The sequence below is a fragment of the Natranaerovirga pectinivora genome, assembly GCF_004342165.1.
Classification (GTDB): Bacteria; Bacillota; Clostridia; order Lachnospirales; family DSM-24629; genus Natranaerovirga; species Natranaerovirga pectinivora.
Map to the genome: position 1 here is coordinate 156,798 of NZ_SMAL01000002.1, position 14,880 is coordinate 171,677.

At 31.3% G+C, this 14,880-nt stretch carries 12 protein-coding genes; 10 read left to right on the plus strand and 2 right to left on the minus strand.

The annotated features are described in order from the left end of the window. Positions 1-53 precede the first annotated feature (53 nt). From EDC18_RS03270 to EDC18_RS03295, 6 genes are all read left to right on the plus strand, one after another. The gene (locus EDC18_RS03270; RefSeq protein WP_132250258.1) at positions 54-1,592 is read left to right on the plus strand and encodes a glycosyl hydrolase family 18 protein; all 1,539 of its coding nucleotides are present in this window, start codon (positions 54-56) and stop codon (positions 1,590-1,592) included. 223 nt (positions 1,593-1,815) lie between these two features. Continuing rightward, positions 1,816-2,718, plus strand: a complete 903-nt coding sequence (locus EDC18_RS03275) for a tetratricopeptide repeat protein (RefSeq protein ID WP_132250260.1) — start codon at positions 1,816-1,818, stop codon at positions 2,716-2,718. Between the two features lie 229 nt (positions 2,719-2,947). Further along, on the plus strand, positions 2,948-3,586 hold the full coding sequence (locus EDC18_RS03280; protein ID WP_132250262.1) for an RpiB/LacA/LacB family sugar-phosphate isomerase: 639 nt from the start codon (positions 2,948-2,950) through the stop codon (positions 3,584-3,586). A gap of 290 nt (positions 3,587-3,876) precedes the next feature. After that, positions 3,877-4,365 (plus strand): GNAT family N-acetyltransferase, encoded by a 489-nt coding sequence (locus EDC18_RS03285; protein ID WP_132250263.1) that lies wholly within the window; start codon positions 3,877-3,879, stop codon positions 4,363-4,365. A gap of 15 nt (positions 4,366-4,380) precedes the next feature. Next, entirely contained in the window at positions 4,381-5,712 is a 1,332-nt protein-coding gene (locus EDC18_RS03290; RefSeq protein ID WP_132250265.1) for a glycoside hydrolase family 28 protein, read from the plus strand. Positions 5,713-5,967: 255 nt separating this feature from the next. Then, a complete protein-coding gene (locus tag EDC18_RS03295; RefSeq protein ID WP_132250267.1) occupies positions 5,968-6,888 on the plus strand; it encodes a DMT family transporter in 921 nt (306 codons plus the stop codon). A gap of 86 nt (positions 6,889-6,974) precedes the next feature. On the opposite strand, the gene EDC18_RS14840 is transcribed toward EDC18_RS03295, so the two are convergent. Next, positions 6,975-7,109, minus strand: a complete 135-nt coding sequence (locus EDC18_RS14840) for a hypothetical protein (RefSeq protein WP_279230895.1) — start codon at positions 7,107-7,109, stop codon at positions 6,975-6,977. 242 nt (positions 7,110-7,351) lie between these two features. Here EDC18_RS14840 and EDC18_RS03300 point away from each other — a divergent pair, with 242 nt between their 5' ends. The 3 genes from EDC18_RS03300 (at position 7,352) to EDC18_RS03310 (ending at position 12,253) form a co-directional block, all read left to right on the plus strand. Continuing rightward, on the plus strand, positions 7,352-8,200 hold the full coding sequence (locus EDC18_RS03300; protein WP_165878459.1) for a PP2C family protein-serine/threonine phosphatase: 849 nt from the start codon (positions 7,352-7,354) through the stop codon (positions 8,198-8,200). Between the two features lie 12 nt (positions 8,201-8,212). Next, positions 8,213-8,938 (plus strand): PP2C family protein-serine/threonine phosphatase, encoded by a 726-nt coding sequence (locus tag EDC18_RS03305; protein ID WP_132250271.1) that lies wholly within the window; start codon positions 8,213-8,215, stop codon positions 8,936-8,938. A 267-nt stretch (positions 8,939-9,205) separates the two neighbouring features. Then, positions 9,206-12,253, plus strand: coding sequence for an EAL domain-containing protein (locus tag EDC18_RS03310; protein ID WP_132250273.1), 3,048 nt, complete (start codon positions 9,206-9,208; stop codon positions 12,251-12,253). Positions 12,254-12,290: 37 nt separating this feature from the next. Here EDC18_RS03310 and nhaC read toward each other — a convergent pair whose 3' ends face one another. Continuing rightward, positions 12,291-13,685, minus strand: coding sequence for a Na+/H+ antiporter NhaC (gene nhaC / locus EDC18_RS03315; protein ID WP_132250275.1), 1,395 nt, complete (start codon positions 13,683-13,685; stop codon positions 12,291-12,293). Positions 13,686-13,938: 253 nt separating this feature from the next. Here nhaC and EDC18_RS03320 point away from each other — a divergent pair, with 253 nt between their 5' ends. Further along, complete coding sequence (locus EDC18_RS03320; protein WP_132250277.1) at positions 13,939-14,880, plus strand: ABC transporter ATP-binding protein; 942 nt, start codon at positions 13,939-13,941, stop codon at positions 14,878-14,880.

Here is a 14,880-nt window from a genome sequence, read left to right on the forward strand (position 1 = left end):
ACATTTAAAAATAAGTTACTGATTGATAAATATAAATTTAAGGAGTTGTTTGTATGACAAAAGGGCTATATACTAACAAAAAAACAGTTGCTCTAATACTTGCCTTTGTAATGGTGTTTACTAGTGTATTCAGTTATAACATCTTTGCAAAACCCAATAATAAGGGGCCATCAGCACCGACTCATCTATTGGTAACTGGTGTAACAGACACATCCATTTCATTTACGTGGACGGCTCCCAATGATAGGCCGCCTGTAAGATCTTATGATATTTATGTTAACAATATATTTACAGATAATACAACATCTACTACATATACTTTAAATGGTTTAACATCAGAAACAACATATCATATTACTTTGAGAGCAATTGATTCATCAGGAAGCATATCTGCCCACAGTAATGTTTTATCAGTAAAAACAAAAGAAACTTCACAAGAACCAGAGCCAATAGTAGAAGGACCAGTAGTAGAAGAACCAGTAGTAGAAGAACCAGTAATAGAAGAACCGATAGTAGAAAACCCAACACCAGATAGTACAACACGTGTCGTTGGTTACTACGCCGCTTGGGCTGCCTATTCAGGGTTCACGCCAGATAAAATAGATGCAAGGAAACTGACCCATATTAATTATGCATTTGCTAACATTGGTAGTGACCTAAGAATTACAATGGGTTATCCTGACAGGGATCCATCAAATTTCGCTATGTTAAATGAATTAAAACAAGAAAATCCACATCTAAAAACCATCATTGCAGTAGGTGGATGGTCTTGGTCAGGGAGATTCTCTGATGCAGCACTAACTGAAACTTCAAGAAATATTTTTGCAGATAGTGTTGTAGATTTTATAGTTAAACACGGCTTTGACGGTGTGGATATTGACTGGGAATATCCAGTAAGTGGCGGATTATCTACTAATGTTAGAAGACCTGAAGACAAACAAAACTTTACTTTACTATTAAAAACATTACGTGAAAAACTAGATGCAAGAAGCGCAATGGATGGTAAAGACTATATCCTAACATTTGCAGGAGCAGCAGGCAGTTGGTATGTAAACAATACGGAATTACATAATATTCATCAATACGTTGATTTTGCAAACATAATGACTTATGATATCCACGGTACATGGGATAAATATACAGATTTTAATGCCCCTTTATACAACAATAAAGATGCCTCTCCACAATATAAATGGAGTGTGGATTCAAGTATTAATGCTTGGGTAAATGCAGGATTCCCTAAAGAAAAACTTGTAATGGGTGTTCCGTTTTATGGATATATCTATAACAATGTTCCTAATATAAATAATGGTTTATATCAAACCTATTCTAGCGGGTCATCTATTACTTACAGAAATGTTGAGGCAAATTATTTGAATAATCCCGACTTTACACGTTATTACCATGCTGAATCAATGGTGCCCTGGTTGTTTAATGGATCAACTTTTATCAGTTATGAAGATGAAGTATCTATAGGATTAAAAGCCAAATACATTCAACAACAAGGATTAGGTGGTGCAATGATTTGGGAATTAAGCCATGACCCAAATAGAGTATTGCTTAATGCTTTATACAACGGTTTGCATAAATAATAATTTTAAAATGCAATTGCTCTTTTTTAAAAGCAGTTGCATTTTTCCTTTATACCTTTGGTAAATACAAAAAAATGTGGTAAGATATTTATATAACTCAACTTATGCCTCTTACTAATTTTAGAGACACAAGTTTCGCTGAAAATGTAGTTTCCAAATCCAAACAAGTTTGTAGATTGCATTTTTCAATTTATTATACAAAGTTTTGAGGAGTTTTTTAGATATGGTAAAAGGACTTAAAGATGATAATAGAAGTAGAAACTACCTAATTATAGCAGAAAATTTTTATATAGAAGGACAACTAGAAAAAGCTCTTGTTTTTTATAAAAAGTCATTGGGTTTTATAAATGATGATATTGAGGAAAAAATAGACTTATTATTTAATATAGCTTTAATAAACGATGAATTAGAAAACAAAGATGAAGCCTTAAAAATTTACAATGAAATTATAGCATATAAACCTAAATATGCAGGTGCTTATTATGGAAAAGCAATTGTTTACGATGAATTAGGCAATAAAGATAAAGCATTAGAAAATTATTTTAAAGCTGTAGAGTATGATCCTGAATATGATAGAGCCTATTTTTATATTGCCAATATTTATGATGAGATAGAAGAAAAAAATAAAGCCATTGAATATTATAAAAAAGTTGTAAGAATAAAAGCAGATGATTATATTGCATTTAATAATATGGCTGCCATATACGAAGAATTAAAAGAATATGACATGGCTCTTGAAATGGTAAATGAAAGTATATCAATTCATTCTGGTTATTTTAGATCTTTGTTTAATAAAGGTGTAATACTAAAAGGGCTAAATAGAAGAGAAGAAGCTATTGAATATTATGATAAGTCTATAGAGGTGGACCCTAATTACCCTTTCTCTTATCTTAATAAATCTGTTATCTATATAGAAAGGAAAGACTACAAAAATGCCATAAAGACATTAAGTGTAGGTATAAAAAACAACCCGGAAACAGGTTTCTTATATTATAATAGGGCTTGCTCCTATGCAAAATTGGGTGAAAAAGAAATGGCCAAGAAAGATTTAGAAAAAGCCATTGAGTTAAACCCTTTATTTAAAGAAAGGTCAAAAATGGATCTTGATTTAGAAAATATATTATAAGTATATCACTACGTGATTTGTATTTTTTTCCCATATATAAATAAAACTTTGTGCAAATGTCACTTAAAATCAGTTCAAAAGAATGTAAATTTAGATAAGATAAAGTGATTCAAAAATAAGTTATCAATAATGCACAAGAAAACCCTAAACTGGCATCTTGGTTTAGGATGGAAAAAAGCGAGTATCTATTATATAATAATATTGTGCAATAAAAAAAGGAGGGTTTTAAATGAAAATAGCTTTAATAAATGAAAATAGCCAAGCAGCAAAAAATGAAATTATCTATACTACTTTACAAAAAGTTGTAGAGCCTATGGGTCATGAGGTCTTTAATTATGGTATGTATACAGCTGATGATGAAACTCAGTTAACATATGTAATGTGTGGTTTATTATCATCAATATTATTAGAAACAAAAGCAGCGGATTTTGTTGTTACAGGATGTGGTACTGGTGAAGGTGCTATGTTAGCAGCTAACGCATTCCCAGGAGTATTATGCGGACACATAGTAGATCCTGCTGATGCTTTCTTATTTGCTCAAATTAACGATGGTAACTCAGTATCATTACCTTTTGCAAAAGGATTTGGTTGGGGAGCTGAATTAAATCTTCAATACATTTTTGAGAAATTATTCCAAGGTGAAAAAGGTCAAGGATATCCAGTAGATAGAGTTGAGCCACAACAAAGAAATAAAAAAATCTTAGATGAAGTTAAGAAAGTAACACATGTTGACTTATTAACTATCTTAAAAAACATTGATCAAGAATTCTTAAAAACAGCCGTTAGTGGTGCTAAGTTTAAAGAATATTTCTTTGCTAATTGTGAAGAAAGTGAAATTACGGAGTATATAAAAAGTATTGTAGAATAGTTATAGGATAATATTTTTTTATGACAGTACATAGTACTTAAAAATAAATACAATTGATGATATATAAAGGCACTCTTTCTTAGAGTGCCTTTATACATGATAAGTAGTATTCGCAAACTTGCTTGCAAGGATTTGGAGATTAGACTTTTATTGAAACCTTGTGTCTGTAGCGTAGGGAAAGGCATGTTACAAGGTTAATAAGATTTTAGATTGAGTTTATCTTTCAAAACATAGTATAATTATATACAAGACTAAGATGGACTTAAAATATATTACCTTGGAGTGAAGCTATGAATATTATAGTACGAAAATATATGGATGAAGACTTGCCTTTTATGATAGAAATATGGAATGATATAGTAATTGAAGGAAATGCCTTTCCACAAATGGATGTAATAGATATAAAAACTGCTAGAGAAATTTTCCCATCTCAATCTTTTACAGGGGTAGCAGTTGAAGGGGATGAAATAGTTGGTCTGTATATATTACACCCAAATAATATTGGCAGATGTGGCCATATTGGTAATTCATCTTATGGCGTGAAAAAAGGTTGTCGAGGAAAAAATATTGGTGAAAAATTAGTGGTACATAGCTTAGCAAAAGCTAAAGAATTGGGATTTAAGATAATGCAATTTAATGCAGTAGTAAAAAATAATAAAGCTGCAATTTGCTTATATAAGAAACTAGGTTTTTCTAGGCTTGGAACAATACCTCAAGGGTTTTTGCTTAAAGATGGAAGTTATGAAGATATCATTTTATATTATAAAAATATTAAATAATGGGGAGTGAGTAGAATGGATAAAAGATTTTACGGAACAGAATTTGATATGGAAGAAATTAAAGTACCTTTATTTCCAAGTGATAGGTTTAATATTGAAGACTTTGGAGGAAAGGGAAATGGAAAGGACAGCAATACAGAAGCATTCAAACAAGCTATCGAAGCTTGTGAAAAAAATGGTGGTGGTACTGTAATTGTTCCAGAAGGAGAATGGTTTACTGGTCCAATTCACTTAAAAAGCAATGTGCATCTGCGCATAGAAAAAAATGCTATAATTAAGTTTAGTGATCAATTCGAAGAGTATTTACCTGTTGTGTTTACAAGATGGGAAGGTGTGGAGTGCTATAATTATTCCCCACTAATATACGCTAATGGGTGTGAAAACATTGCTATTACAGGCCAGGGATCTCTTGTGGGGAATGGGAAAAGATGGTGGAAATGGAAAAAGCTTCAAAAAAAAGCAGCTAAGAAACTTGTAGGAGCAGAATACAATAATATACCTGTAGAAGAAAGAATTTTTGGTACAAAAGAAGACGCACTCAGACCAGCATTTATACAACCTATAAACAGTAAGAATATCCTTATAGAAGGGATTACAGTTATTAATGGCCCTATGTGGACCATACATCCTGTTTACTGCGAAAATCTAATTATTAGAAAACTAAAGCTTGAAAGCAATGGGCCAAATACAGATGGCATAAATCCAGACTCCTGTAAAAATGTACTCATAGAAGAATGTTATTTTGAAACAGGGGATGATTGTATTGCTATTAATTCGGGGATGAATGAAGATGGCTGGAGAGTTAACAAACCATGTGAGAATATTGTTATAAGGAATTGTCATATGAATGAAGGTCATGGTGGTGTAGTGATTGGTAGTGGTATGTCAGGTGGCGTGCGTAATATTTATGCCCATCATTGTAAGTTCACAGGTGGTGAGAGAGGTATAAGACTTAAATCCATGCGTGGAAGAGGTGGATTTGTGGAGAATATATGGTTTGATCATATACATATAACCGATATGGAAGATGAAATGATTCAAATTAATATGTTTTATGGGTCAAGTACAGTTATTCCAAATACGGACACACCACCAGATTTTAAGAACATAAATATTAGTAATTTGACTGGCGAAAATGCTAAAATTGCTATAAGAGTTTATGGATTACCAGAAAATGCATTAGAGAATATAACATTACAAAATATAGATGTATCTGCAAAAAAAAGTATAGAGTGCCATAATGTAAAAGGTCTGACTATGTCCAATGTATTTATTAGAACAACAACAGAAGAAGAAGGTGTTTTATCGAAAGTTAGTCATATAAATATAACAGATAGTACCTTTTAACATTAGAAAATATAGTGAATAAATCATATGTATCCCTTGTATAAGTGTTATATAAGGGATTTTTAATACCATAATATATCAATATTTTTGGATGTAAATTAAGGGAAAAGGCTCTTCAAACTGTAAATAAAGCATAAATTGTGGTATTATAGACCAATGACGTGATAAAGGGTTAGGTTCATTGTGGTAAAGATAGGGAAGGCAACATAAAATTAAATTACACTAAAAATTAATACAGTAGAGAAAGGTGACGAGATGATTAAAAATAATAAAACAAAGGCAGTTGTGCTAATGTTAATATCTTCTCTGAGTTTTGCTTTTATGGGTGCTTTAGTAAAAGTTGTAACAGATATTCCAAGTTTTGAAAAAGCATTATTTAGAAATCTCATTAGTTTAATAGTAGTGATAATGGTACTGTATTATAGAAAAGAAAGTCCATGGGGTCAAAAAGAAAATAGAAGGTATTTAATTGGTAGAAGTATTTTTGGGACTATAGGTTTAGTAACTTACTTTTATAGTATAGATCATTTGTTACTTGCTGATGCTAGTATGTTCAATAGATTGAGTCCGTTTTTTGTCATTATTTTTGCGGCCATATTTTTAAAAGAAAAAATAAAGAGGTATCAAGTATTATCTGTAGTTGTGGCTTTTATAGGTGTGCTTTTAATTATCAAACCTGGTTTTAATTTTGGGAATTATTTTAATACTTTTATAGGGCTATTGTCAGGGGTTTCAGCTGGTGCAGCCTATATTTTTGTTAGTTATCTGGGCAAAAAAGAAAATGCTTTTATAGTTGTGTTTTATTTTTCTTTAATTTCTACAATCGTTACAGCTATTATGACCATTCCAATTTTTATAATGCCAACTTTACTTGAGTTTATATTACTTGTAGGGGCAGGTGTATTTGCATCAGTTGGGCAATTCACATTAACTTATGCATACAAATATGCCCCGGCAGGAGAAGTTTCTATATATGTTTATGCCAATATTATATTTGCAAGTATACTTGGATTGATTTTCTTCTCTGAAATGCCAGATGTTTTTAGTTTTGTAGGCTATTTGCTTATTATTTTAGCTGGTTATATCATATATAAATATGGAAGAACATTTGCGAATAAAGTAGCGGAAGAGGAAAACGTGGAAGAACTAAATAATGTTGAAAATAAGGTAGTGTAATAAAAAAAATTAATTATTAGAAAATTATTATTCAAGGCTGTTTCAGAAAAAACAAAGGGACTTCATATGAGAAGTCCCTTTGTTTTCTACGATAATAACATTCTATCATTTGCTAATGATTTATTTCTTTCCTTAGAGTAGAAAGCAAGTAATTTTTCTACTGTCATATTACTTCGCTCTTTTCCTTTTATATCTATAATAATTTCACCATCATCCATCATAATAGTACGATTACCTATCACTGGTTTATAGAAGTATTACAAGCTCCAAGAATTAAAACTGTTAAGAGAAATTAATAATCTGACAAATTTACTATGATATAAAACACACATAAATTTATAAAAGAGTTACTAGTAAATATTTAAAATACATACTTTTTAGTACCACAAAAGCATAAATATAATATAGTGATTAGTACATATACATTATAATCCATTATGGCATATATAGAGGGGGAAAAAAGGTGAACTCCTATGCAGGGATTTTTTTGTTCATTTTGTCTTTATTATTATTTGGGGTTATTGTTGGTGGTTTTGCTTTTTCCATTATTAAGACAAGAAATAAAAAGGTAAGGTATTTGATTGGTACACATATTGGTAAAAGAGCTATCCAACAAGACAGTATATCTATTCTTGAACCTTTGGATGGCAATAAAGTAGACTGTATTGCATTACTATCAGATGGAATGAGTAGATTAAATTACGGTGAATATGCAAGTAGATACGTTGTTTCTCAAATGAGTAAGAAACTATTAGAAATGAAAGATATCTGTAAAGATATAGAAGCATTAAAAAAAGAGGTTTATAGCATTTCATATAATCTTTTCCAAGAGTCATTACAAAAGGGGCCTATGGGAGCAACTTTGATTATTTGTTTAATAAAGAAAGGGTATCTATATTGGTTATCTGTAGGGGATAGCAGAATTTTTATGTTAAGAAATAATGAATTAATCCAATTAAATGAAACCCATGACTATTTTAATTTCCTTCTAGAAAAGGTTATGGCAGAAGAAACCACTAAAGCTGAAGCAGTTTTTGATGCTCAATGTCAAAATATAACCAGTTATATGGGACAAAAGGTACTAAATCAAATAGACTACAATTTACAGCCATATAAACTTAAAAAGTATGACAAATTATTTATTTGCACAGATGGGATTACCAAGAGTTTATCAAAAGAAGATATTAAATCGGTGTTAAATAATACTGAATCTAATAATGTTGTAGGAAGTATTATTGAGAAGGTTATCAATTATAACTTGCCTGATCAAGACAATATGTCAACTGTACTAATTGAATATTTGGGGGAATAAAGGGAGGAAATAATGAAAGTTGATTGGGCGTATTTAACCCATAGGGGAGATCGTGAAAAAAACCAGGATGCCTTTACATATTTAGAAGAAGAGGGGAGACATCTATTTGTATTAGCAGATGGGTTAGGAGGACATAAAAAGGGAGAAGAAGCATCTAGGTTTGTTTGTGATTTTATTCGTAAGAATATTAGCAAAATGGAAGACAATAAAATCGAGTCATTAGAAGCATTAACAAAATTAGCAAATAGAGCTTTAGTTGAGTATCAAATACAAATGGATCTAAGGGAGGACATTAAAACAACCATTTTAACCCTTCTTTTAACAGAGGAAGTATTTATGTATGTGAGTGTAGGGGATACAAGACTTTATCAGTTATCTAATAAACATATCGTCTTTCAATCCAAAGATCATAGTCTATGTCAACGGTTAGTAGATATAGATGAACTAGACTATAAGGATATAAGACATAATTCTGACAGAAATAAACTATATAGTGTTCTTGGGAATAAGGCAGAAATCACCTATATGAATAGTGGATATTTAAAAAAGATCCCTAGTGCTTTTTTATTATGTACAGATGGACTATGGGAACATGTAATAGAAGGAGAAATAGAAGTAGATTTGTTTAAATCACAAACCCCTAAGGAATGGTTGGATTTACTTGTTAAAAGAGCATTTTGTAATGCAACTTTATATATGGATAACATAACGGCAATTACAATTTTTATCAAAGATTAGATTATCTAGAAAAATGTTATGCGCCCTTTTAAGGAAACACGTGAAATAATTGTTTCCTTAAAAGGGCGCATTTATGATTTTCTAACTACTAATTCTAATAATAAGAGAAAAGACAATTTTGTCGAAATTCAAAAAATATAATTGAAAATTAAGGTATTTACGATTATAATTATTATATAATTGCTTTTGTTAGAAAATAATTAGTACTATAGTACTATAAGGTGATGCTTGATAATTTATATATACAGATAGTATGGGGGAGTCGGTATGAAACAAATGAAAAACAAAAGTAAAATAAAGCAAAGAATTATAAGTTTATTGATAATTGTAATTTCTTCTTTGGTTATAAGTGGTATTATTTATTATTCTGCATCAAGTAGATTATCTAATTATGTAGCATCTTCGTTGACAGAATTAGCTATACAAGGATCAGAAATTGTTTCTCGAGAAATCCGTACTAAGTTGAGTACTCTTGAAACCCTAGCAAAAGTTGAAGAAATAAAAAATCCCAATGTACCTATAAACGAAAAAGTAAGATTACTTAATGAATATTTTATAACAGATTCCTATTTAAGAATAAGTATTGCAGATACAGAAGGTTATTCTAGAACAACAGATGAGGCCTCTCTTTATATTGGAGACCGGGATTACTTTCAACATGCACTAAGAGGCGTATCATATGTATCGGAGACTATGATTAGTCGTGTTGATGGAAGTAATGTCATTACAATTGCAGTTCCTGTTTACTATCAAAATAAAATAGAATATGTCTTATATGGGACGTATGCCATTGAAGCATTAAGTCTTATTACAGATAGTATAAAAATTGGTGAAAATAGTGACACCATGATTTTGAATAAAGAAGGAACAATTCTTGCCCACAGAGAGAGAGAATATGTACACCAAGGCATAAATTATCTAAGTGTTTTTGGGGAAAATGAAAAAAGCAAAATGATAACACAGGCAATAGAAGAAGGAAGAGCTGGTGCAAAAAACTATCATTATGAGAAGAATAATCGGTTTATGGGGTATGCCCATATTCAAGACACACATTGGATATTAGTAATAACATCAGCTAAAAAAGATGTGTTCGGTAGCATCGGACAATTGTTATTAATTATTCTTGGTAGTATTATAAGTACATTACTTGTTTTAATTGTTTTAAATTACTATTTAAGATATTTAAAATCAAAGCTTAATAAACAACAGATCATTTCAAAAAATGCAATTGATACAGCCAGTTTACTTGTCATTGGTTTTGATTTGAATGGTAAAATTTATGAATTCAATCAGCACGCAGTTAATAAAACAGGCTATAGTAAAGATGAAGTCGTTGGTAAAAAAGGAATTTATGATATTGTTCAAGAAAATGAACAAATTAAAATTAGGAACATTTTAAACAAAGAAAAAGACCATTCTAAGTTTGAATTAGAAATAATTGGGAAGAATGGTCAAAGTATTTATGGGATATGGAGCCAAAATAGTTTAGAAGATTCAAGGGAAAAGATAGAACTTATTGGTATGGATATTTCTGAAATGATACTTGCCCAGAAAAACCTTCAAAATCAACATGAAGAGTTAACAGCAGTTTATGAAGAACTTGCAGCTTCTGAAGAGGAATTAAAAAGTCAGTTTGATCAACTTGCATTTCATAGAGATCAACTTAAAGATAGTGAAGAACGCTATGAATTGGTTGTAAAAGCTGCCCAAATAGGTATATGGGATTGGAATATTGAAGAAGGCTCTCACTATTACTCAGAGAATTGGTATGATATATGTGGAATAGGTAAGATGATTGATATTTGGTACCATTTAATTTTAGAAGAAGACTGTGAATATGTAACAAGCCTTATTGAGAGGCAGCTTACATACAAGAAAGAAGATTTTAATTGTGAGTTTCGTATTTTATTAGGAGAAAACAAGCGTTGGATACGTTTGTTTGGAAAAGTTATTTGGCATTGTAATGAACCGTATAGACTAGTGGCTGCATTTTTAGACATAACAGAACAAAAAGAGAGCGAAGAAAAAATTTCAAAACTTGCTTATTATGATCCTTTAACCAATTTGCCAAATAGAATAAACTTAATTCAACATTTTAGGGAGGTTGTTATTCAACAACGTAAAGCGGCGCTTATCTTTTTGGATTTGGATAATATTAAGTTGGTAAATGATACATTTGGCCATAATTTTGGAGATTTATTAATTATAGAAGTGTCCAAAAGATTAAATTCAGTTAAAGATTATAAATTTGTAGTTTCAAGATTAAGTGGGGATGAGTTCGTGATCCTATTATTAGACTCAGAAGAAAAATCAACAATTAATGATTACTGTACTTCATTATTAAGACTACTGAATAAAAGTTATCAAATCAATAATACAAAACTACATATTACAGGAAGTATGGGGATTGCAAGGTTTCCTGAAGATGGTCTAAGTTTTGAGGCGTTATTAAAGCATTCAGATTTAGCTATGTATAAAGCTAAAGAAAATGGTAGAAATCGCTTTGTATTTTATGAAAAGAAAATGAATGAAGAAGCAGTGCAGAAAATGACCATAAAGAATTATTTAGTAAATGCGTTGAAAAACAATGAGTTTGTTCTACACTATCAACCTCAGTATAGTATAGAAGAAGAGAATGAGATTACAGGCTTTGAAGCTCTAATTCGATGGAATAGTCCAGAATTAGGCTTTGTGTCGCCAGTGGAATTTATTTCCGTTGCGGAAGAAAATTATATGATTATTCCAATAGGGATATGGGTGTTAAAAGAGGCCTGTAATTTTATAAAAAAATACAATGCTTATATGGAAAAGGAACATATAATATCAGTTAATATTTCAATTTTACAATTGTTACAAGATGATTTTGTAGACATGCTGGGAGATGTTTTGGAAGAAGTAAATTTAAAACCCTCTTTACTAGAAATTGAGATTACCGAAACCATGTTGATAAAATCTTTTGATACCATAGTTGTGAAACTGGAACAGATAAAGGAAAAGGGAATTCACATTGCCTTAGATGATTTTGGGAAAGGATATTCTTCTTTAAGCTATTTAAGACAACTTCCAATTACAACATTAAAGATTGATAAATCCTTTATAGACAATATAGAAATAATGGATGATGTAGACAATCTTACAGAGTCTATTATTTACTTAGCTAAGAAAATGGGGTTAAATACTGTTGCAGAAGGTGTTGAAACGGAGAAACAATTAGAATATCTAAAAAGAAATCAGTGCCATAAAATACAAGGATATCTTTTTTCAAAGCCTCTTAAGGAAGAAGATGTTTATAAAGTGAGTGGTAAATTGAAGTGATAAAGAATAGTAGCTGATTGAATTAGACAATCAGCTACTATTCTTTTTTGTAGCTTTTTTCCATAGTTATATCTCTATATCCAAAGAGACCAACGATAATACAAGTAAGCCAACAGATAATGGCATAGGGCGCATAAACAAGGGGATTAATACTTAAAACTGAATAGACAAAAACACCACTGCTATTCCAAGGTATTAAAGGGGCTGTTAAGGTGCCACCACCTTCTAAGGCTCTTGTAAGATTTTTAAGTTTTAGACCTTGACCTTTATAACAATCCTCAAACATCTGACCAGGTAGAATAACAGCTAAATATTGATTGGCACTAAAGATATTTAATAATATAGAGGTCCCTAATGTAGTGGCTACTAAATTACCTGTGCTTTTAACAAATTTTGACATTTTTAATACTATGGACTCTAACATCTTACACTTATTCATAATGCCACCAAAAGCTAATGCTATAAGGGCTAATGAAACAACATTGTACATACTGGCCATACCACCTCTTGATAATAGGGCATCTATCTCTTCTTCACCAGTAGATATAGTAAATCCATCATATAATATATGGAAAAACTCATTTACACTTTGTCCTTGGATGGCAACTTGAATAAAACCACCTAATACAACACCAACAATTAAACTCGGTATAGCAGGGATTTTAAAAAGAATAAGACCAATAACTGCAGTAGGTGGAAGTAATAGCCAAGGGGATAAGGTGAAATTATCTCTAATGATGGTTTGATAGTTTGCGATAAAGTCAGTATCGATACTTCCTTCAGTAAGAAAAATCCCTAAAAGGGTATACAATATAAGGGCGATTATAAAACTAGGAACTGTGCTATATAGCATGTGTTTTATATGAACATAAAGGTCCACATCTAATACGGAAGGAGTTAGGTTAGTAGAATCTGACATTGGAGATAGCTTGTCACCAAAGAATGCACCAGAGACAACTGTTCCTGCAATAGCTGGGGCTGGAATGCCTAAACCTTGTCCAACGCCAATGGCTGCCACTCCAATCGTTCCTACTGTCGTCCAAGAGCTGCCTGTAATAACAGACATAATGCTACATAAAATAAGTATTGAGGGTAAAAACCAGTTGGGCAATAAGATATTAAAACCATAATAAATAAGTGCTGGGACAATACCACTAGCAATCCATACGCCAATGATCATACCGATAATAAGGAGTATTATTAATGAAGGGATTGCTCTATGTATGCTTTCTGTAAAGCCGGATTGAATGGTATCCCAAGAGAAGCCATATAAAAATGCAGTTAAGCCAGCAGTTGCTGCGCCAAGAAAAAGTGCAATATGAGGCTGAGCATCATATATAAAAACAGAAAGGGTTAGTGTAACGATGACGACAACAATAGGGATAAGTGCTATTTTTGCAGATGGTGTAAGTATTTCTTTTTTGGAAGACATATTTATCACCCCTTTTAAATGAACTATATTTGTTATAATATGACCCTAACATATATTGGAAAAGATGTAAAATGTGTGAATTTAAAGAATAGTCTACTGATTGGTTTCAGGCTTGATTTTAAATTCTACAATGCTTGATAAGAAAAAGGGAAGAAAACCTAAAATTACTTTATAATGACATTTGTCACTATTAGAAAAGAAAAAGTGATTATATAATAAAGCCATAATTAACAATAATTTTGGAGGTATTCATATGCTAGCAAGTATAAAAAACATAGTGAAAAGATATGGTGATACAGTAGTATTAGATAATGTAAGCTTTGAGATAAACAAAGGAGAAGTTTTAGGATTATTAGGACCTAATGGGGCTGGAAAAACAACCACCATAAGAGCACTTGCAGGTCTTATTGGTATTGACGCTGGAGATATTTTGATTTTTAATGATAAACAACATGTTAATAATCTAAATGTGAAAAAAAGAATGGGATTGGTTACTCAAGAAGTTACAGTTTTTGATGAATTAACAGCAGAAGAGAATCTTAAATTCTTCGGTGGGTTATATGGATTAAAAGGAACAGAGTTAAAAAAGAGGGTAAGTGAGGCCCTTGAGTTTGTTGGATTAACAGAGCATGCTAAAAAATTCCCTAAAAAATTCTCAGGTGGTATGTCAAGAAGGCTCAATATTGCGTGTGCTTTAGTCCATCAACCAGAATTTATCATTATGGATGAACCGACTGTAGGGATAGATCCACAATCAAGAAATTATATATTAGAATCTGTAAAGCGTCTCGCAGAGAATGGTACAACAGTTTTATATACTTCTCATTATATGGAGGAAGTTCAAGCTATTTCTACAAGGATATTGATTATGGATCAAGGTCATATCATAGCAGGAGGAACTTTAAAAGAGTTAATAAAACGCATACAACATGAAGAAAAAATCAATATAACCGTTGAAAATCCATCTGAAGGTCTAACAGAAAAATTCAAAAGCATCCAAGGTGTTAAAAATGTCATTAGAGATGGATCGGATTATATTATTATCTCAGGAGCAGGGTATGGGAATTTAAATAGAGTCCTTTCTGTGGCCCAAGAAAAAGGTGGGGTTTCCAATATTTCTGCTGATAAACCAACCCTTGAAGATGTGTTCTTAACTCTAACAGGTAAAAATCTTAGAGATGAGGGGGAAAAGTAA